This window comes from Crossiella sp. CA198, from assembly GCF_052078295.1.
Taxonomy (GTDB): Bacteria; Actinomycetota; Actinomycetes; order Mycobacteriales; family Pseudonocardiaceae; genus Crossiella.
In genome coordinates, this window is the sequence record NZ_JBQJIM010000008.1 from 15,762 (window position 1) to 34,689 (window position 18,928).

The 18,928-nt window shown below is 71.9% G+C and carries 14 protein-coding genes; 2 read left to right on the forward strand and 12 right to left on the reverse strand.

The genetic code is table 11. From position 1 onward, the window contains the following. Positions 1-31 precede the first annotated feature (31 nt). The 3 genes from smc to ACTOWY_RS14770 all read right to left on the reverse strand — a co-directional run bounded on the left by smc (position 32) and on the right by ACTOWY_RS14770 (position 4,562). Positions 32-3,700: a chromosome segregation protein SMC gene (gene smc / locus ACTOWY_RS14760; protein WP_441310196.1), complete on the reverse strand. Its 3,669-nt coding sequence runs from the start codon at positions 3,698-3,700 to the stop codon at positions 32-34. A 99-nt stretch (positions 3,701-3,799) separates the two neighbouring features. After that, a complete protein-coding gene (locus ACTOWY_RS14765) occupies positions 3,800-4,234 on the reverse strand; it encodes a winged helix-turn-helix transcriptional regulator (protein WP_441310197.1) in 435 nt (144 codons plus the stop codon). Between the two features lie 40 nt (positions 4,235-4,274). Then, positions 4,275-4,562 carry an acylphosphatase gene (locus tag ACTOWY_RS14770; protein WP_441310198.1) on the reverse strand — a complete coding sequence of 96 codons (288 nt, stop codon included), beginning with the start codon at positions 4,560-4,562 and terminating at the stop codon, positions 4,275-4,277. Positions 4,563-4,619: 57 nt separating this feature from the next. On the opposite strand from ACTOWY_RS14770, the gene ACTOWY_RS14775 reads away from it, so the two are divergent. After that, entirely contained in the window at positions 4,620-5,441 is an 822-nt protein-coding gene (locus tag ACTOWY_RS14775) for a CAP domain-containing protein (RefSeq protein WP_441310199.1), read from the forward strand. A gap of 28 nt (positions 5,442-5,469) precedes the next feature. Here ACTOWY_RS14775 and ACTOWY_RS14780 read toward each other — a convergent pair whose 3' ends face one another. Further along, the gene (locus ACTOWY_RS14780) at positions 5,470-5,745 is read right to left on the reverse strand and encodes a hypothetical protein (protein WP_441310200.1); all 276 of its coding nucleotides are present in this window, start codon (positions 5,743-5,745) and stop codon (positions 5,470-5,472) included. Positions 5,746-5,913: 168 nt separating this feature from the next. Here ACTOWY_RS14780 and ACTOWY_RS14785 point away from each other — a divergent pair, with 168 nt between their 5' ends. Next, positions 5,914-6,108, forward strand: coding sequence for a hypothetical protein (locus tag ACTOWY_RS14785; protein WP_441310201.1), 195 nt, complete (start codon positions 5,914-5,916; stop codon positions 6,106-6,108). A 57-nt stretch (positions 6,109-6,165) separates the two neighbouring features. Here the strand turns inward: ACTOWY_RS14785 and ACTOWY_RS14790 are convergent, their stop codons facing one another. From ACTOWY_RS14790 to ACTOWY_RS14825, 8 genes are read right to left on the reverse strand one after another with little or no spacing between them, the layout of a single operon-like run. Next, complete coding sequence (locus tag ACTOWY_RS14790; protein ID WP_441310202.1) at positions 6,166-6,444, reverse strand: type II toxin-antitoxin system Phd/YefM family antitoxin; 279 nt, start codon at positions 6,442-6,444, stop codon at positions 6,166-6,168. A 51-nt stretch (positions 6,445-6,495) separates the two neighbouring features. Beyond that, the gene (locus tag ACTOWY_RS14795; RefSeq protein ID WP_441310203.1) at positions 6,496-7,722 is read right to left on the reverse strand and encodes a hypothetical protein; all 1,227 of its coding nucleotides are present in this window, start codon (positions 7,720-7,722) and stop codon (positions 6,496-6,498) included. A gap of 17 nt (positions 7,723-7,739) precedes the next feature. After that, positions 7,740-9,116 (reverse strand): DUF6519 domain-containing protein, encoded by a 1,377-nt coding sequence (locus tag ACTOWY_RS14800; protein WP_441310204.1) that lies wholly within the window; start codon positions 9,114-9,116, stop codon positions 7,740-7,742. Between the two features lie 14 nt (positions 9,117-9,130). Continuing rightward, positions 9,131-11,260: a hypothetical protein gene (locus tag ACTOWY_RS14805; RefSeq protein ID WP_441310205.1), complete on the reverse strand. Its 2,130-nt coding sequence runs from the start codon at positions 11,258-11,260 to the stop codon at positions 9,131-9,133. Beyond that, positions 11,260-14,994, reverse strand: coding sequence for a putative baseplate assembly protein (locus ACTOWY_RS14810; RefSeq protein ID WP_441310206.1), 3,735 nt, complete (start codon positions 14,992-14,994; stop codon positions 11,260-11,262). Before ACTOWY_RS14810 ends, ACTOWY_RS14805 begins: the two co-directional genes overlap by 1 nt. Continuing rightward, positions 14,991-18,161 carry a putative baseplate assembly protein gene (locus ACTOWY_RS14815; RefSeq protein WP_441310207.1) on the reverse strand — a complete coding sequence of 1,057 codons (3,171 nt, stop codon included), beginning with the start codon at positions 18,159-18,161 and terminating at the stop codon, positions 14,991-14,993. Before ACTOWY_RS14815 ends, ACTOWY_RS14810 begins: the two co-directional genes overlap by 4 nt. Further along, positions 18,158-18,583: a GPW/gp25 family protein gene (locus ACTOWY_RS14820; protein WP_441310208.1), complete on the reverse strand. Its 426-nt coding sequence runs from the start codon at positions 18,581-18,583 to the stop codon at positions 18,158-18,160. Before ACTOWY_RS14820 ends, ACTOWY_RS14815 begins: the two co-directional genes overlap by 4 nt. Before the next feature lies 1 nt (position 18,584). Continuing rightward, positions 18,585-18,917, reverse strand: a complete 333-nt coding sequence (locus ACTOWY_RS14825; RefSeq protein WP_441310209.1) for a hypothetical protein — start codon at positions 18,915-18,917, stop codon at positions 18,585-18,587. Positions 18,918-18,928 lie beyond the last annotated feature (11 nt).

An 18,928-nucleotide genomic window follows, 5' to 3' on the forward strand; every position in this document is an offset into this window, starting at 1 on the left:
TGCGGTTCCGGATGCGCGTGACCTTAGAGGGTCAGGAGGCCGGAACCGGTTCCGGCTCAGGCGCGTTTTCCGGATCGTTTTTGGGCACGTGCTGGTGCTCGGGCGCGGGCGCGGCGGTGTCCACCCCGCGCATCCGCTGCGAGATGACCTGGCTGATGCCGTCGCCGCGCATGCTGACCCCGTAGAGCGCGTCCGCGATCTCCATGGTCGGCTTCTGGTGGGTGATCACGATGAGCTGCGACTTCTCCCGCAGCTGGGCGAACAGCGTGATCAGCCGACGCAGGTTGGTGTCGTCCAGGGCGGCCTCGACCTCGTCCATGATGTAGAACGGCGAGGGCCGGGCGCGGAAGATCGCCACCAGCATGGCCACCGCGGTCAGCGACTTCTCGCCGCCGGAGAGCAGGGACAGTCGCTTGACCTTCTTGCCGGGCGGGCGGGCCTCGACCTCGACGCCGGTGGTGAGCAGGTCCTCCGGGTCGGTGAGCAGCAGTTTGCCCTCGCCGCCGGGGAAGAGCGTCTGGAAGACCTGGACGAACTCCCTGGCCACGTCCTCGTAGGCGTCGGCGAACAGGGCCAGGATCCGCTCGTCGACTTCCTTGATCGTGTTGAACAGGTCGCGCCGGGCCGCCTTGAGGTCTTCCAGCTGGGTGGAGAGGAACTTGTAGCGCTCCTCCAGCGCGGCGAACTCCTCCAGCGCGAGCGGGTTGACCTTGCCGAGCAGGGCGAGGTCGCGTTCGGCGCGCTTGGCCCGGCGTTCCTGGGTGGGCCGGTCATAGGGCATCGGCTGCGGCGCGCTGACCTCCTCGCCGCGTTCCTTGGCCGCCTCGTACTCGCTGATCTCCAGCGCGGTGGGCGGGATGAAGGCCATCGGGCCGTACTCGCTGACCAGGTCGTCCAGGCCGATGCCGAAGTCGTCGGCGATCTTGGTTTCCAGCTGTTCGATGCGCAGCCGCTGCTCGGCGCGCAGCACCTCGTCCCGGTGCACCGCGTCGGTGAGCTTCTCCAGTTCGGTGCCGAGTTCGCGGACCCGGTTGCGCACCTTGCCGAGCAGGCCCTCGTGCTCGGCCTTGCGCACCTGGGCGGCGTCGCGTTCGGCGGCGGCGCGGGCCAGCGACAACGCGATGCGGGTCAGCGCGGTCTCGCCCGCGGAGACGACCGCGTTGGCCACGGTAGCGCCCCGGGTGCGGGCGGCGCGGGCGCGTTCGGCGCGTTCCCTGGCCTCGCGTTCGGCGCGGGCGGCGCGACGCAGCGAGTCGGCCCGGCCGACCAGCGCGCGGGCGCGTTCCTCGGTGGTGCGCTGGACCAGCCGCGCTTCCATCTCCTCCTGCCGGGCACTGGCCAGGCTGGCGGCGATGTCGTCCCGGGCGCTGGTGTCCGGTTCGTCGTCGGTTTCCTGCTCGCCTTCGACTTCGAGGAGCCGTTCTTCCAGCTCGGTGAGCCGGGTGAGGTTCTCCTCGCGGGAGTTCTCCACCTTGCTGCGCTGGCCTTCGAGGCGTTCGGCCTCGGCGAGCGCGGAGCGGGCGGCCTGACCGAGCCGGGCCAGCCGTTCGGAGCTGCGGGCGCGGGCGACTCTGGCGTCGTTGACGGCTTCCTGGGCCAGGCCGACCTCGTCCCGGCGGGCGCGTTCCTCGGCGCGGGCGCCTTCCAGCGCGGCCCCGGCGGCTTCCAGGCGGTGTTCGGCCTCGGCGAGCTGGTCGCGGGCCTCGTCCACGGCGGCCTGGACCTCGATCACGCTCTGGCTGCGGCCGGAGCCGCCGACGGCCCAGTCCGCGCCGAGCACATCGCCGCCGGTGGTGGCCACCCGGACCTCGGGGTGCGCGGCGACCAGCGCGCCGGCCGCGGCCAGGTCCTCGACCACGGCCATCCGGTCCAGCGCGCGGAAAAGCGCGGGGCGCAGCTGTTGCGGCACGTGCACCAGGTCGGCGGCCCAGCGCGCGCCGGGCGGCAGCTGCGGCCAGCCCGCGCGGTCCGGCATGACCTGGTTGGCGCCGACGAGCAGACCGGCCCGGCCGGAGTCGGAGGTCTTGAGCAGTTCGAGTGCGGTGAGGGCGTCGCTGGTGCCGGTGAGCGCGACCGCGTCGGCGACCGGTCCGAGCGCGGCGGCCATGGCCACCTCGGCGCCGGGTTCCACGGTCATCAGCGCGGCCACCGAGCCGAGCAGTCCGGGCAGCCGGGAGCCGGCGGCGAGCAGCGCGCCCGCGCCGTCCTTGCGGGTCAGGCCAAGGGAGAGGGCGTCAACGCGGGCCTTCCAGGAGGCGATCTCGCGTTCGGCCTTGCGTTCGGCCGCGACCAGTTCGTCCACCCGGGCGCGGGCCTGTTTGTGCGCGGCCTGGGTGGATTGCTGGCGTTCGCCGATGCCGGTGTCGTCGTCCTCCTCGATCCCGCTGGCGGCCTTGGCCTCCTCGACCTCGATCTGGGCCAGTTCGGCGCGTTCGCGGGATTCGGCCAGTGCCACGGAGAGCCGTTCGATCTCCTCGGCGGTGGCCCCGGTCTTGCTGCGCAGCGCCTCGACCTGACCGGCCAGCCGGGCCAGGCCCTCGCGGCGGTCGGCGATGGCCCGGATCGCGGCCAGGTGCGCGCGTTCGGCGTTCTTCAGCGCCTGCTCGAACTCGGCGCGGGTGGCCTGGGCGACGGTGAGCGCCTCGGTGGCCATCTCGGCGGCTTCCTGGAGTTCGGCCTCCTGCAGCGCGACCTCCTCGGCCTCGCGTTCCAGGTCGTCCGGGTCGCGGCCACCGCGGTTGGCCTCCACCGGGGCGGAGAGGTGCCGGGCGCGTTCGGCGGCCAGCCGGACCGTGCCGCGCAGCCGTTCCTCCAGCGCGGACAGCCGGTACCAGGTCTCCTGGGCGTTGGCCAGCATCGGCGCCTCGATCGCCAGGCGCTCCTCCAGTTCACCCTGTTCGGCCTGGGCGACCTGGAGCATCTGCTCGACCTCGGCCCGCCGCCTGCGCGCGGTGGCCTCGTCGGCCTCTTCCCTGGCCAGGTCGGTGCGTTGGGTGACGAGTTCGTCGGCGTAGAGCCGTAGCCGGGCATCGCGCAGGTCGGCCTGCACGGTCTGCGCCTTGCGCGCGATCTCGGCCTGTTTGCCCAGCGGTTTGAGCTGGCGGCGCAGTTCGGCGGTGAGGTCGGTGAGCCGGGTGAGGTTGGCCTGCATCGCGTCGAGCTTGCGAATGGCCTTCTCTTTGCGCTTGCGGTGCTTGAGCACCCCGGCCGCTTCCTCGATGAACGCGCGGCGCTCCTCGGGGCGGGACTGCAGGATCTGGCCGAGCATGCCCTGCCCGACGATGACGTGCATCTCCCGGCCGATGCCGGAGTCCGACAGCAGTTCCTGGATGTCGAGCAGGCGGCACTGGCTGCCGTTGATTTCGTACTCGCTGGAGCCCTCGCGGAACATCCGGCGGGTGATGCTGACCTCGGTGTACTCGATCGGCAGCGCGCCGTCGGAGTTGTCGATGGTCAGGGTCACCTCGGCCCGGCCCAGCGGCGGCCGCCCGGAGGTGCCGGCGAAGATGACGTCCTCCATCTTGCCGCCACGCAGGGCTTTCGCCCCCTGCTCCCCCATCACCCAGGCCAGCGCGTCCAGCACGTTGGACTTGCCGGAGCCGTTCGGGCCGACAACGCAGGTGATGCCCGGCTCGAAGCGCAGCGTGGTGGCCGAGGCGAAGGACTTGAAGCCCTTCAGCGTCAGGCTCTTGAGGTGCACGTGCGCCCGCTCCTTCCCGCGCTCACCGGTCGGGGTATCCGGGAGAGGGTACCCACGTCCACCGTTCGGGCGTCGGAGCCGGGCCGGGTGTGCCGGGGCCTACCGCTTCGGCCTTGGGAACGGGACAACCCGGCTGACCTCGTCTTCCGGGCCGTCCGGCTTGGCCCGGGAGCCGCCGCGGCGGGAGTTCCGGGGCAGCCGGATGTCACCCAAAGCGGGCCAGGCCAGGCCGCAGCGGTCCAGCGCGGAGAGCACCTCGCGCAGGGGTTCGGCCTTCTCGGTGGCCACGTACTCCCAGACGATGGCGCCGGCCTCGGGGCGCGGGCGGCGGCGGACGAAGCCGTGTTCAACGGTGTAGGCCAGCAGCGGATCGAAGTCCTCTGCCTTCATGCCCAGGCCGCGGCGTAGCTCGACCGGCTCGCTGGTGCCGGCGAAGAGTTGTTCGAGGATGAGCAGAACGCGGAGGTCGCCGAGTTCGTCGAGTGCACGCGCTACCGAACCGACCACACCGGTGAAACTGGGCCTACCCGCCATGGCTTGACCTTACTTGATCTTTCGTGTGTCAGGCGTTGGCTCAACGCTCGCGGAACCCGGACAGACCACCCTTCGCGGCCGCCCATTGCTCCACCACGGTGGTCACCTGACCAGGGGTATCGCCCGAGTGGAGGAAGGTCAGTAGTTCTTCGCAGAGCTGGCGGTTTCCTTCCACCACCACCTCGACCCGGCCGTCCGCCGCGTTGCGGGCCCAGCCGACCAGACCGAGCTGCAATGCCTTTGCCCTGGTGGACCAGCGGAAACCCACCCCCTGCACCCGGCCGTGCACCCAGGCCGTGAGTCGCACCACTTCTGCCGTGTTCGCCACGGGTTCATCGTGCCGGACAACAGAAATCGGCCATGCAGGACCAACCGGGTTAACTCGATGGTGGTACGTTTCCTCGCCGTGACCACCCGGCGCAAGGAACGCAACCCTGGTGTGCTCGGTCTCGTCGCGATGATGGTGGGCGCCGCCGGCGCCTGCGGCCTGACCTTGATTGCGCCCACGGCCTTCCAGGCGCTGACCGGGATGGACCTCATCGCCAGCGCCGAGGCGGCGCGGGATGAGGTGACCGGCCAGCAGAACAGGGACGGCGCGCTCCCGCAGTGGAACGGCGACGGCATCCTGGCCGCCCCGACCAGCGCGCTGAACCCGAGCAGTGCCACCAGCACGGCCACCTCCAGCAGCCAGGCCCCGAGCAGCAGTGGTGAGGCGCCGCCGAGTTCGAGCGAGCAGCCCCCGCCGTCGAGCACCACCGGCGCGCCGCCGCCCACCAGCCAGACGGTGGCCAAGCCGCCGCCCACGACCACCACCCCGCCGCCCGCGGAGAACCCGGCAGCCTCGCCCGCGATGCGGGTGGTGCAGCTGGTGAACCAGGAGCGGACCAGGGCGGGCTGCCGTAGCCTCCGAGTGGACGAGCGGTTGGTTACGGCGGCCCAGCGGCACGCGAGCGATATGGCCAGCCGCGGCTACTTCTCGCACACCGCACCAGAGGGCACGTCCTTCGTTGACAGAGCGCGATCGGCTGGTTACCCAGCGCCAGGCGGTGAGAACATCGCCAAGGGGCAACGTTCTGCCGAGAAGGTCATGGAGTCGTGGATGGGTTCAGCAGGTCACCGGGCGAACATCCTGAACTGTTCGTTCGTCGCAATCGGCGTCGGTCATGAGACCAGGGGCCCGCACTGGGTGCAGGTGTTCGGCAGATGATCATGTCCACCCCACCGCCGGAGCCGGGTCACCGCCGCTCCGACGTGCCCCGCGGCGCGGCCCTGGCCGCCGTCGCCCTGGCCACCGCCACCGCTTTCGCCGGTATCGCGGCCCTGAGCGCCACCACCAAACCGGGCCCGCTGACGCCGAACAACGCGCGGCTGGACAACGTGGTGCTGCGCACGACGGTCTCCAACGGGACCACCGTCACGGTCACCGAGACGGTGTCGACCACCCCGTCCTCCAGCAGCAGTAGCACCTCGAAGACCAGCACCAGCACCTCGGGCACCGGCAAGTCGACCACGCCCGGCAGCTCCGACCCCGGTCAGCCGCCGACGAGCAATGGCGAGCCGCCGCCGCACCCCACGACGACCACCACCACGACCACGACGACAACCACCACCACCAGCCAGTCGACGGTGCCGAGCACCACCGCGACCACCACCAGCGGCTCCCGGCCACCCACCGGCGGGTGAGCAAGCTCGCCATCCACCCGTGCCGGTCGCTGTGCGCGTGGCAGGAGACGCGGGCGGAGATCGACGGGTTGCCGGTGCTGGCCTGCCGGGGGTGCGGGTCGCAGTGGATCCGGTCGGAGGGGTGGACGCCGATCGATCACACGGGGCGGATCCCGGATTGTGTGCGGGCGGAGCTGGTCAAGCGGTCGTGAGCCGGGGTCAGCCGAGGTCTACGCCCGGCGCGGGCCACAACCCGCGGACCGCGAGGATCACCAGCGCTCCTCGTCGCGCATGGCGATCAATACCTCGGATGCCGAACGGCCCTCGACCGGAATGGTGGGCATCGGGAACGGTCCCGGCTGGGTTGGCAGAATGGCTTTTCCTTCGGCCACCATCCGGTCGAACCACGAGTCCTCGATCGGCACGATCCGGGCGATGGGCTTGTCCTGGTTGGTGATCTCCACCGTTTCGCCGTGTTCGACCCGCTCCAGCACGCTGGCGGTGTGTTGGACCAACTCGGACAGCGGGATCTGCTCTGCTTGGCGCATAGCTCTATTCGTAATGTTTGCCTGCGTGGCACACCACCGCCGCGGCCCGCACTATCGGGCGATTAGCTCCGGGAGCAGCCGGTCCACCGCGCGCCGCCAGAACTCCGCGTGCGCCTCCGCCGAAGTCGCATGCCGGGTCTCGCCGCGCACCCGCCCTGCCCGCACCTGGTACACCCGCCACGAATCCAGCCGCTCCGCGATCCGCAACGTATCCGAGCCCCGGCCGCCGCCCAGCGTGTAGCTGTCGTACGGGAAACCGTGGTCCCGCAACGCGATCGCCAGGTCCTGGGGTGTGGTCGGGTTGGTGTGCCAGGGGAGTTGGCGCCAGTGGTGCAGGAGTTGTTCGTAGCGGGTGGGGGCGAAGCGGGAGGCGTGGCGGTCGGGGGAGGCGATGCCGGGGGTCGAGAGGTACGGGGCGATCAGGTCGGCGGCGGCGTCGCCTTCGCGCTGGTAACTGGCCTGGACGCTGGTCTGGCCGCGTTCGGTGTAGCGGAGTTCCCAGTGGCCCTTGGGTAGTTCGTGCAGGTGGGCCACGTCGTCGAAGCCGGGGCCTGGACGGTGCACGCCGTGGGTCGGGGACTCGATGCCGATGGGCTTGGTCCAGCCGTTGCGGGCTTCGATGGCCAGGGCTTCGGGCAGGCTCAGGTCGTCCGGGGGTGACTCGGGTTCGGCGGCGGCCGGGAGTGGCAGCGGGTCGGCGCCGAGCAGGGTGGGCAGGTCCTCGTCGACCAGGCGGCGCCAGAACTCGGCGCAGGCGGTGGGTTCGGTGGTCCAGCCGGTGATCGGTTCGGTGCGGCCGGAGCGGACCCGGTGGACCCGCCAGCCCTCCAGGCGCTGTTCCAGGCACAGGCGGCCCTCGAACGCGCCGCCGTACAACGAGTACGCGCTCGCGGGCACGCCGAGCTGGGCCAGGGCCTCAGCGAGCTGGCCGCGGGTGGCCGGGCGCAGCCGCCACGGAGCGTGCCGCCAGCGGGCCAGCAGGGTGTCGAAGGCGGCCTCGGTGGCGGGCCGCGGCGGTGCGGTGGTGCGGCCGAGCACGCCGGCCAGCAGCTCGGCGCACAGCTGCGACTCCAGGTTGAAGCACCGGTACGGGGTGACCCGCTCGCCGCGTTCGGAGCGGTAGAGCAGCCACCCCGAGCCGGTCTCGGTGACCTGCCAGCCGGTGTCGAGCTGCCGCAGTGGCAGACCGTGCGTCTCCGACCAGATGGCGTAGTCGTCGGTGTGGCCGAGCTGCCGGAGCAGCGCGACCGTGGCGGGCACCGTGAGGTCGGCGGTCATGCGGCCGACACTAGTTCCTACAGCTCGCTGACCACGTGCTGGGCGATCGGGCCGAAGGTCAGGCGCAGGTCGGTGAGCTGGCCGGCGGCCGGGATCCAGGCCAGTGGGGCGTAGTGCCGGAGGATGCCGAGCTGCGGGCGCAGCAGCGGTTCACCGCGCTCGTTGCGCGGCCACTCCACCTCGCCGCTGAGCGTGCGGGCCGGGATCAGCCAGTAGTCGCCGCCGCGGTACTTCCCGCCGGCGGCGAACCACACCTGCACGCCGTCCTCCAGGTCCAGCCACTTGCCCTCCTCCACCGGCCGGGCGTCACCACGCTGGTCCCAGCGACGCAGGAACGCGTGCCGTCCTGGGCGGCCGACCCCGGTGGCGGACTCGGCGGACAGTTCGATCCGCAGGGCCTCGGTGTCGAGGTCGCGGATCTGGGCCAGCGGGCCGATCTCGCCGCGGGCCACCGAGGCGTCGTCGGCCAGCTCCACCCAGTCGCCGATGGACAGGCCGAGTTTGAGGTCCCTTGCACCCTCGGCCAGGGTCACCCAGGTTTTGTCCACTGTGGACACTGGAAGGGCGACCGAACCGTTCTCCCGGGACCACTTGAAGGTGGGCGCCTTGCCGCCCGCGTGGATCTCCACCCGGTAGAGCTGGTTCTCCAGACCACGGAACCGGGCGTCGGGGGCGGACAGGCAAGGGTCGTCCTCGGTGCGGGCCGGGCGTTCGGCGCGGGCGGCCAGCCTGCCGGTGGCGCGGCCGCGCTCGACCCAGCCGTCGAAGGCGGCCATCAGGTTCTCCGGGGTGGGGCGGTCCGGGATCTGTAGGCCGTCCTTGGCGGTCAGCGGCAGCACCTGCCAACTGACCTTGGTGCGCGCGGTGGTGTCCGGCAGGGCCGGGCCGAGCGCGGTCTCCCGGATCTCCGGGTCCTGGATGGCGGTGACCAGGTGCTCGGTCACCAAAAGGTAGGCCAGGAAGGGGAATTCGGCTGGCAGGTGGTGGGCCTCGTCGAGGCGTTCCTGGTCGCGGTGGGCGTCGGGCTGGTCCCAGTAGGTCCACTCCGCGGGCGGCGCGGGAGTGGGGTCGGTTTCCGGGTCGTCGAGGACCGGGACGCCGCGCGGTGGGCGGGTGGCCTCGACCAGGATGCCGTCCACGTAGTACCGGCCGCCGCCGATGACCAGGCTGGCCGGGGCCTTGTCCTTGGGCAGATAGGTGAGCTTGAAGCCGTTGGCGCCGCGCGGACCGCCGAAGCGGCCGATGAGGTCGCCGATCGCGGTGCGCTGCCGGTGCTGGTTGATCAGCACCTGTTCGTTGGCCTCGGCGTCCAGCTGCACCCGGCCCTGCTGGGCGAGCACCGCGGAGAACCGCTTGTCCGGCCGGAAGGTCAGCCGGGAGAAGTCGCCGTGCATGTTCTGGTCCCCCTCTACGAGACGAAGATGGTCGCGGCGGTCATGCCTGCCGGCAGGAACTCGGTGAGCCGGGCGCGCAGGTTGTCCAGGCGCTGCGGCTGGAACAGGTCGTGGAAGGCGCCCATTTCACTGCCGTCCTCGGCGCCGCGGCTGATCTCCACGGCGCAGTCGGCGGCGAGCTGGGCGTAGCCAGGGGTGCCGTACCGGGTGCTGGTGAACCGGGGCCGCACGCGCAGCTGCTCGACCTCGCCGCGCACGCCGTCGGGCTGGCAGCGGTATCGCCGCGGGGTGCGTGAACCCGGTGTGCTGTAACAGAACCGGAGACAGCCGAGGCCGCGCCGGGCCACCTGCACCCGGCCGTGGAAGATCGAGTTCTCACCGAGCCGGATGGCGTGTGTGTGCACCTCGCCGATGATCGTGCTGCGCCGCACGGACAGGATCGCGTGCGCGTGCCTGCATTCCGGCGCGGACAGGGCCTCGCGGTCGGTGGCGGTGGCGTCCAGGATGCTGTCGGTGATGTGGATGGGCAGCGGGTCGGTGTCGACCTCGTTGGCGATGACCAGGATGGTGCCCAGGATGCTGCGTTCGATCTGCACGCAGGCGGTGGTGTCCTCCAGCACCAGGCTGGGTTCCTCGGGGTGCGAGGGTTCGCAGTGCGGTTCCAGGGACCAGCCGGGCACGAGCGTGCAGTGCCGCAGCACCACCGCGCCGAGCGGGCCGGTGACGTGCACGCCGCGCCCGGCGATGAGCAGGCCGTCGAGCACCAGCCTGGCCGGTGGCGGGCAGCAGCCGTCTTCGGGTTCGCGGTCGGCGGCGGGGCCGCGGACGAGCAGTGCGTCCGGGCGGTTGCTGTACCAGTCGAGCAGCCGGATCACCGGCCGGGTGCCTTCGGCGGCGCGGACTTCGAGGCGTTCGCCGGGTTCCAGGGCGAGTTCGATCTGTTCCTGGTAGGCGCCGCTGTCGGTGATCTCGATGATCGCCTCTGGCCCGGCCTGGCCCTGCTGCTGGTCGGCCCGCCAGTGCCGGAAGGCGGCCATGATCCCGCCGTGCTCGCCGGGGCCGACCAGGTATTTGTCCACTGTGGACTGATGCGGGCGCGGGTACTCGCCGCCGCCGGTGTCGTCGCTGAAGGCGTGGTGGTAGCTGACCCAGACGCCGTTGCGTGGTGCGGTGCGCGGGCTGAACGCGATCCGGCCGAGCACCGGGTCCACCGCGACCTGCCTGCCGCGCGGGCGGTAGGCCCACCGGGTCAGGTCGGCCACCACCAGATCGGCCAGTGGCACCGGTTCCTCCTCGCCGTCCCGCCAGATCTGGAGGCTCTTGCCCGGTCCGTAGTAGTCGGGCAGGGCGTCGGCGAGGGCGCGGCGGCGGATGAAGGCTGGCACGTTGGCCGCTCCGGCCAGGTGCGCGGGTCCTGGTTCGGGTTCGGGGTTGGCGACCAGGGGCTGGTTGTTGCCGAGGATGGAGAAGGTGAACAGGTTGCGCGCGCGGTCGATGCAGTAGGCCGGGGCGCGGGTGATCGAGTAGGGCTTGAGCCGCCAGAGGAACACGCCGACCGCGGGCGGTCCGTGTGCACCCGAGGAGCCGCGGGCGGTGGTGTCGAAGGGCGAGCCGAGCAGGTCGAGGTCGGCGCCGCGGCGCAGGTCGACGTAGCCGCCGCCATACGCGGTGCGCGCGCTGGCCGCGGCCGGGCGGTTGGGGTAGAGGCGGATCGGCTGGTGTGCGGCGAGCAGCGGCAGGATCTCGACCGCGCGGGCGGGCCAGTCGGCGACGGTGCGGGCGAGTTCCTCCAGTAGCGGCAAGGTGCCTTTGCGGCGGCGGTTGGCGACGGTGTCCGCGACGTCGGCGCGGGGGGCGAGGCGGGCGGCTAATCGTTGGGCGGCTTGGTCTCCGCGGCTCACGGCCTCTTCGTAGCCGCGGAGCATCTTGTAGCCGACGAGATCGCCGAGGTAGGGCACGGCCCAGTCGGCGGCGGTTTCGATGAACCAGTCCTCGTAGAGGGCCTGGACGTCGGCGTCGACCAGTTCGACCTGTTCGGCGAGCACCGCCAGCAGCGCGCGCAGCGGGCCGCCGGTCTCGGCGTCGCGCAACCGGTGGAACTGCGGCAGCAGGTCGTAGAGGCGGTCGGGATCGGGTGCGGGCATCACCGCACCTCCTTCAGGATCAACGTGTCCGGCAGGGTCGGTGACAGCAGCACGAACTGGGCGGGCCGCACCCCGCGGAAGACCACGACCACCCGGCCCCGCGCCAGCGGCTGGGCGTCAGTGATGTCGGGGTTGAGCCGCACCAGTTCGGCGACGCTGATGCCGTGTTTGGCCGCGACGGCGGTGAGGGTTTCGGTCGGGCCGCTCGCCGGGGCGACGGTGTATCTGTCCACTGTGTACTGGGCGAGCCGGGCGGGCACGACCGGGTTGGGCCTGGCCAGGTCGGTGGCGAGCTGTTGCAGGCCAAGGGGTGTGATGCTGCCGGGCACTCCGGCGAAGGAGTCCACGTCCACGTGGTCCACGCCGGGCACGGCCTGTGCGGTGGCCAGCACCTCGGACAGGTAGGCGGGCTGGCCGAGTTCCCGCCCGGCGAAGCCCAGCCGGCGCAGCAGCGCGGCCCGCACCGCCGGTTCCACCAGGTCCCAGGAGTGGTCGGGGTGCACCCGGATGTTGGCCGCGATGACCAGCAGCACCGGTTCCCGCACCGCGACCTCGGCGGGCAGTCCGGCGTCGCCGTGTGCGGTGAAGGCGGCGCGCAGGGTGGTGACGAGGTCGGAGTCGGGGTGCAATGGGATGTCGTCGGTGCCGGCCACGGTGACGTGCACGACCTGGCGGGAGCCGTTGTAGAGCTGCCGGGCCTCCGCGCGGCCGATTCCGGCGCGGGCGCGGGCGAAGTCGGCGTAGTCGGGCACCGAGACCAGCCGGTCCAGGGCGGTGACTCGCAGCGGGATGTTGCGGCGGAGCTGGCCTGCGTCATCGCGGTTGGCGCCGCCGTCGGCAGGCAGTGGGTTGGTGACCGCGGAGACGCCGAGCGGGCGGGTGGTGAGCTGGGTGAGCTGGCCCGCGGTCACATTGCCGGATTTGCCGAGGCCGACCCGGTAACTGGCGCGTACGTTCTCCACGCCGGTGGGCAGCCGGGCGCCGTGCCTGCCGTCGCCGAAGGTGATCCGGAGTGCGCCGGTGTCGGTCAGCGCGGTCACGTACACGCGTTCGGTGGGGCCGCGGCCGGCCAGGCTGTCCACCTCCTGCCAGCGCACCCCGTCCACCCGGATCTCCAGGGTGCTGTGCGCGCCAACGGGATTGTCCGCGGCCAGCCAGGTGAGCGGGCCCTGGCGGAGCAGGAAGGACTGGCCGGGTTTGCTCGCGTCGCCGCTGCCGATCGGCTCGTCGCGGGTGGCACCGTGGGTGGCGCGCACCACGTTGCCGTGCACCCGCACGCTGGTGCGCAGGTAGCGGTGGGCGAGCGCGGCGGCCAGGGTGATCTCGGTGTGCACCTTCTCACCCGGCCGCTGGGGATCGACCTTCTGGGTCACCCCGGCGATCATGGCGAGTTCGGTGCCGCGCACGCCGGTGGTGCCGCCGGGCAGGTCGGCGCGTTCGCCGGTGACGATCACCCAGCGGCCCGGGGTGAGGCCGTCGTACAGCTCGGCCAGCTCGATCACGTTGCCCGCCACCGGTTCCGGCACCGGCTCCTCGGCCAGTTCCAGCCGGTCGCCGCGGGCGTAGACGGTAGCGTCGCGCAGGTGTGAGAGCAGGGTGTCCTGCTTGTCCAGCCAGGGCCGGTCCAGGGTGAGTTCGGTGACCTTGGCGCTGATCCCGAATGCCTGCTTGGCGATGGTGCGGGCGTTGGTGACCCTGGCGGTGACCGTGGACAGTTTCTCGTCGCCGCCGATCTCGCGGCCCTTGCGCGGTCTGGTGATCACCACCCAGCTGCCTGGCCCGATGCCCTCGTACACGCCGTCCAGGGCCAGGATCCGGCTCGGGGTGAGCGCGTAGGTCTGGATGGTGAAGTCCACGTGCTCCACGGTTTTCGGTGGTCCGGCGGTGGCCGCGATCCGCTGGAACCGGGCCAGGAAACCCTCGCCGTGTTCCTGCCACCAGGGTTCGTCGCCGACGGCCAGGGTGTGTTCCAGTACCGGCAGCGCCTCGCCGGTGAGCCGGACCTTGATCTTCTTCTCCGTGTTCTGCTCGAACACCTCGACCTTGCGTTCGGGCAGTTCTCTGGTGAAGGCGAAGGTGATTTTGCCGGTGGCCGGGGTGAAGGTGAACTGGCCGGGGCCGAGGTCGACGGTGACCTCCTCGGTGAGGTCGGTGAGGATGTGTTCCCAGGCCCCGTTGCCCGCGATGAAGTGCAGCACCACCCTGGTGGTGTGCACCTCGGCGTCGTAGTCCACCCGCAGCCGCAGGGTTTGCAGGGAGCGCAGCGACCATTCCTGTGGGGTGGCCACGCCGCCGGAGACCCGGAGTTCGGGCGGGGCGGTGGCGCCGAAGGGGGTGGCGACCACTCGCATGGCGTGCAGTTCCTGCAGGGCGAGGGGTGTGCTGAGGTCGGTCTGCCGCCAGGCCGGGTAGAGGCTGTCCCGGAGTCGATCGTCCAAAGCGGACAGGAGCTGGGCGCCGAGGTCCGAGCCTGGCGCGTAGATCCGGGCCAGTTCCCTTGCCAGGTAGCGGGATCCGGCGGGTGGGCGGCTGGTGCTGGTGCGCAGTGCGCCGAGCAGGGCGCCCAGGCCCAGCACGGCCTCGCTGCGGCCGGGGACCTCGGCGTCCAGGGCAAGGGCGTGGTAGAGCCGTTCGGGCTCGGGTTCCCAGTCCTGCTTGGGTTCCAGCTTGCGGGCGGTCGTCTCCAGGGCGCCCAGGGTCTGGTCGAAGGATTTCAGCCAGGTGGCGATGTGCACGTAGTGCTCGGCGAGGGCGGTGGTCTCGGCCACGCGTTCGCGCAGTGCGGCGACTTCCTTGGCGAAGCGGGTCGGGGTGGTGAGGGTATGCCTGATCCGCCACAGCTCGGTCACCGGGCCTTCGACCAGGCGGCGCAGGATCGCGCTGCGCCGCACCACTTCCGGCGGCTGTTCCGGGTCGGCCGGGTCCGGGTCGACGAGCTTCTTCAGCTCGGCGAGGAGGTCCTTGTTCAGCTCGGCCAGGGTGGGCAGCGCGGGCTGGGGCAGGCCGATGGTGGTGACATCGCGGTCCCGGTCCAGGGTGACCCCTGGCACCACGGTGTGTTGCTGGCGGCCGGGTTCGGCGCCGAAGACGAACAGCAACTGGTCGCCGGGTTTGAGGTTGGCGGAGACCCCGGCGACGTGCACGGCCGTGCGCTTGCCCAGATCGTCCATGGTGAACTGGTAGGGCCGGGTCTGCCGGACCCGCAGGTCGTTCCAGGACCAGCGGGCGAGCAGGTCCTCGATGGTCTCGAAGGACTGCGGTTCCTCCCCCGGTCCCGGCACGCTCTGGGTGCGCGCGCCGCGCGGGATGCGGACCTGGAAGTCCCGGCCCTGCCGTGGATCGGCGTCCAGGGTGTAGGCCAGGAACGCGCCCGCGGCCACGCCGGGTCGCGGGGTGTGGCCGACGAGGCGGCCGAGCAGGGTGAGTGAGCGCTCCTCGGTCGCGGTGCGCAGGTAGCCCTCGTTGGCGATCCGCTCGGTGTAGAAGGTGAGCAGGTCGCCGAGCACCGCGCCCGCGTCCAGCAGGCCGATCGCCGGATCCTCGGTGCCGCGCACGGTGAGCGAGGCCAGCGCCGGGTAGGCGGGGCTGGACAGCCGGGCCCGCATGCTGGCCAGGAACTCCGCGTGCGTGCCGACCCGGTGGGTGATCTCGTTGCGGGACGGCGGGTTGACCACCTCGACGGGGGTCTGCACCGCGGTCCCGGCGCAGCAGTCGGAACAGCAGTCGTTGGTCACCGGGCACCTCCGAGCACGAAGGTCAGGCGGCCGTTCTCCGGCCGGTCGGGGTCGTTGTCGAGCTGGCCGATCTCCAAGGGCCCCAGTGGCAGCAGCCCGGCGGCGAGTTCGCCGTTGTCCTGGCCGAAACGGCGGCGCAGCCGGCGGACCTGGGCGGTGACCACACCGGGCAGCGCGGCGGCGCGGGCGACCAGGCGGGAGACCCGGATGGGTTCGCCGAAGCTGAGCGCGTCGGGGTGGAAGAAGCCGAGTGCGCCGTCGGGCAGTCGGCGGGTGCCGAAGACCGTGCGCAGGGCGGCGAGCAGGTGCCCGCGCTGGTAGCCATGGTCGACGCAGACGAACAGCTCGATGTCCAGTGGCACCAGCGCCGCCGGGGTGACAAAAAGGCGGTGGCCGATACGGCGGGCGGGTTCCAGGGCGGCGGCGACCGCGGCGAGCAGCGCCGGGCTGGGCACGCCGGCGCCGAGCGGGTCGACGGCCACGTGCGCCTCCTTGCCGCTGCCGTTCCAGCGGAGTTGGGCCGCGGCCCGTTGCACCCCAGGGACTTCACCGGCCAGGCGGGCGTAGTCGGCGGCGGTGACCGCGCGGACCAGGCTGCGCCGGGGTGCCAGCGGGGCCAGTTGCCGGACTTCGTCAATGGGCTCGGGCTCCACACCGCCGACCGCGGCCAACGGGTTGCGGACTCTCGTCACGCCGTCGGTCATGGCCCCACAACAGAGTGCGAGGTGGGTGATGGCCTCCGCGCCGACGTTGCCCGCGACCCCGGTGCCGACCCGGTAGGCGATCTCCACGGTGCTGCCCGGCCGGGGCGCCAGGCCGCGTTTGCCGTCGCCGAAGCGGAGTTGCAGCCGGGCCGGGTTGTCCTCGGTCAGCTCGCCGACGAAGTGCCGGTCCCGCGGCCCGCTGGCCAGCAGCTCGCGCCGGGGTGTCCACTGTGGACCGGGCGGATCGCCCTCGTCCTCGGCCGCTTCGGTGACCAGCACCGCGGGCAGCGCGGCGCGGGGGTCGGTGCGCAGTGCGGAGCGGGCGGATCCGGCCAGTGCCTGCGACCCGGGATGCAGGCCCTCGGCGTGCTCGCGGCCCCAGCTCTGCCTGATCTCCCAGGCGATCCCGTTGTCCAGGACCACTCCGGCGGCGGCCCGGCCGGCCAGCACGCGCAGCCGGTCGAGTTTGGGCTTGAGCAGTTCTTCCTGGCGGGCCAGGAGTTCGCGCAGCGCGGGTTCGGGGCGTTCGCCGATGTTGAGCCGGGCCAGGAGTTTCTCGGTGAACAGCACGGCCAGCGCGGCGAGTGCGCGGCGATCCGGCGGGGTGCCGTCCCGGGCGTCCCGCCAGAGTCCGGTGAGCCAGTCATGCACCCGGCCGGGGATCTCGCGCAGCCGTTCGGCCTGGGCCGCGGCCACTATGCGCGGCAACGGGAACACCACTCGCTGGGTGACCGGCGTGTTGCGCAGGATCGGCCGGAACGGGCGTGGCAGCGGCGGGTAGGTGACCTGGGCGAGCAGGGTGCGCAGCGCGGTGTGCTGGTCGGCGATGACCTCCGGCCGCACCACCTCGTGCTCGGTGCTGCCGCGGGACAGGGTGATGCCGAGCCCCGCCCTGGCCACCGCGGCCGCGCCGAAGACCGTGTTGAGGCCGCGGACGTCGTCGGGGTCCAGGGGTTCGTGCTCGGCGGTCTGGCTGATCAGGGACTGGAGGTGGCCGACCGAGGGGTCGGCGGCGGCGCGGTCCGGACAGCCGGACTCCGGTGGCGCGCAGCTCGGCGGATCGACCGGTCCCGGTGGCACCAGGACCTCCTCGGGGCCGGCGCCGCAGAAGGTGAGCGAGCGGCCGTGGTCGACCAGCACCACGTTGCCGCGCACCACACTCAGGTCGGTGAGCAGGCAGCAGTCCGGGCCGCCGACCGCGGACAGGCAGACGCTGAAGGTGAGCGCGTCCTCGGTGGACCAGGTGATTTCGAGGACCGGCTGGTCGTAGAGGTCGTCGCAGCCGGGGCTCACCGAGGTGAGCCGGACGGCCTGGCGGTGAGTGGGATCGGCGTCGGCCGCCGCGCCGGTGACCGGGCCGCGGACCTCCTCGATGATGATCACGTCACCGGGTTTGAGGTGCAGGGCGCGCTGCCGGGTGCGCGCGGTCTCCCCGCCCTGCCAGGCATCGCGCAGGGTGGCCGCGGTGGCGCCTGCGGGCAGGCAGCATTCCTGGTCGCCCCAGGTCCAGAAGCGGATCAGGTTGTGCTCGGGGCGGACGGTGAGCGGGCAGGGCCGGACCGGCTCGAAGACCTCGACCACCGCGCCGGGCGGCAGGGTTTCCAGTTCTTCGTCGGAGAGCACCGTGTTGATCTCGGGACGTTCGCCGGGCGGCAGGTGGCTGAGGTCGATGCTGACGAACCGGTAGTCCCCGGCCTCCAGGGTGTGCGTGTGCGCGGTGTCCAGGGCCACCCAGGCGCGCGCGTTGCAGCCGTCGTGCATGGCGTAGTCGACCAGCCGGGCGTGGCGGCGGACCGAGGTGCGACGGCGGGCGGTGTCCAGGTAGGCCTCAGTGGCGACCGCGTCCTGGCGGTAGCCGAGCTGGTCACCGGCGTAGGCGAGCAGTTCGACCAGGGTGACGCCGAGGTCGGGCAGGTGCCGTTCCAGCCAGGTCGGCACGGTCAGCGTCATCCGGTCCAGCAGCAGGCGGCGCAGCGTGTCGTAGTCCCGGGCCAGATAGTTGATCTCCGGTGCCGGGGCGCCCGCCGCGGGCAGACAGGGTTGCGGGCGACAGTCCACATCGGACGGACAGGTGCGCCGGAAGTCGAAGGCGGCGTTGGCGTAGCGTGGGTCGAAGCCGGGGTAGGGCTCCACCCCAGGGCGACCGTAGGCGTTGGGGCGCACCAGGTGCAGCGTGTAGGTGGAGGCGTCGCCCGGCCGGTCCAGGCTCAGGTGCACCCGGTCGTCCAGCTCCGGGTCCGGCTGGCTTTCCAGGCGGACCTCGACCACCCGCAACCCGGTGATCCGCCGCCCGCCGTCGATGCGGAAGTTGTTCCGGGCCAGGTCTTTGGGCGCCTTGCCGAGGAAGGTGACGGTGAGCGTGCGGCCGTCGTCGGCGACCTCCACCCCGTCGATCCCGTTCCACCGCTCGGCCCTGATCCGGCGCCGCCGCCCGTCGACCCGGCACTGTTGTTCGGCCGTCACTGGGTCCCCCTCCGCTCGAACACGTCGGTGCGCTGGGTGCCGGTGGGCCGGACCAGGTAAACCAGGTGCACGCGCAACACGTTCTCCTCGCTGAGCACCTCCAGCGAGTAGATGTCGATCACGTCGCCGAGCCAGCGCTGCAACCCGGCCTGCACGGAGAGCTGGAGCGCGGAGGCGAATTCGGGGCTGTTCGGCGCGAACACCAGGTCCAGCAGCCCGCAGCCGAAGTCCGGTCGCATCACGCGTTCGCCGGGGCTGGTGAACAGCAGCTCCTCGATCATGTCCCGCACGTGCTCGTCGTAACCGCGATCGGCGGTGCGGCCCCTGCTGTCGATCCGGAACGGGAACGCCCAATCCAGTCGGCCCACCCGAGTCCGCGCGGCCGGCAACTCCACGATCCGCTTGTCTGCTCTGGCGCCCATCTCAGCGTCCCCCCGCCCGGCGTTGCACGGTGACGATCCGCGGTGGCCCCTGCGGGATCTGCTCGGCGCTCAGGCACAGCCCGACCGAGTCCTCCAGCAGCGCGGGCACCCCGTTGACCTTGATCGAGACCGACGGCCGGACCCAGCGGATCGTCAAGCAGGGCTGGGGTTTCTGGCCGACGGTGAACGGGCAGCCGCTGATCGTGTAGCTGTCGGACTGGACCGCGACCAGCTGACTGCTCACCGCCACCCGGTGCTGGCCGGGCGTCACGGTGGCCTGGCCGCCGTGCGGACAGGTGACGGTCGCGTTGACGTGCAACAGGTTCATCGACATGCCTTGACCCC

Excerpts from the sequence above, each read along its gene's own strand:
- ACTOWY_RS14765 (WP_441310197.1), bottom strand. The coding sequence starts at position 4,234 with ATGGCGGGTAGGCCCAGTTTCACCGGTGTGGTCGGTTCGGTAGCGCGT.
- ACTOWY_RS14775 (WP_441310199.1), top strand. The coding sequence starts at position 4,620 with ATGGTGGTACGTTTCCTCGCCGTGACCACCCGGCGCAAGGAACGCAAC.
- ACTOWY_RS14790 (WP_441310202.1), bottom strand. The coding sequence starts at position 6,444 with ATGCGCCAAGCAGAGCAGATCCCGCTGTCCGAGTTGGTCCAACACACC.
- ACTOWY_RS14795 (WP_441310203.1), bottom strand. The coding sequence starts at position 7,722 with ATGACCGCCGACCTCACGGTGCCCGCCACGGTCGCGCTGCTCCGGCAG.
- ACTOWY_RS14800 (WP_441310204.1), bottom strand. The coding sequence starts at position 9,116 with ATGCACGGCGACTTCTCCCGGCTGACCTTCCGGCCGGACAAGCGGTTC.
- ACTOWY_RS14805 (WP_441310205.1), bottom strand. The coding sequence starts at position 11,260 with ATGCCCGCACCCGATCCCGACCGCCTCTACGACCTGCTGCCGCAGTTC.
- ACTOWY_RS14820 (WP_441310208.1), bottom strand. The coding sequence starts at position 18,583 with ATGGGCGCCAGAGCAGACAAGCGGATCGTGGAGTTGCCGGCCGCGCGG.
- ACTOWY_RS14825 (WP_441310209.1), bottom strand. The coding sequence starts at position 18,917 with ATGTCGATGAACCTGTTGCACGTCAACGCGACCGTCACCTGTCCGCAC.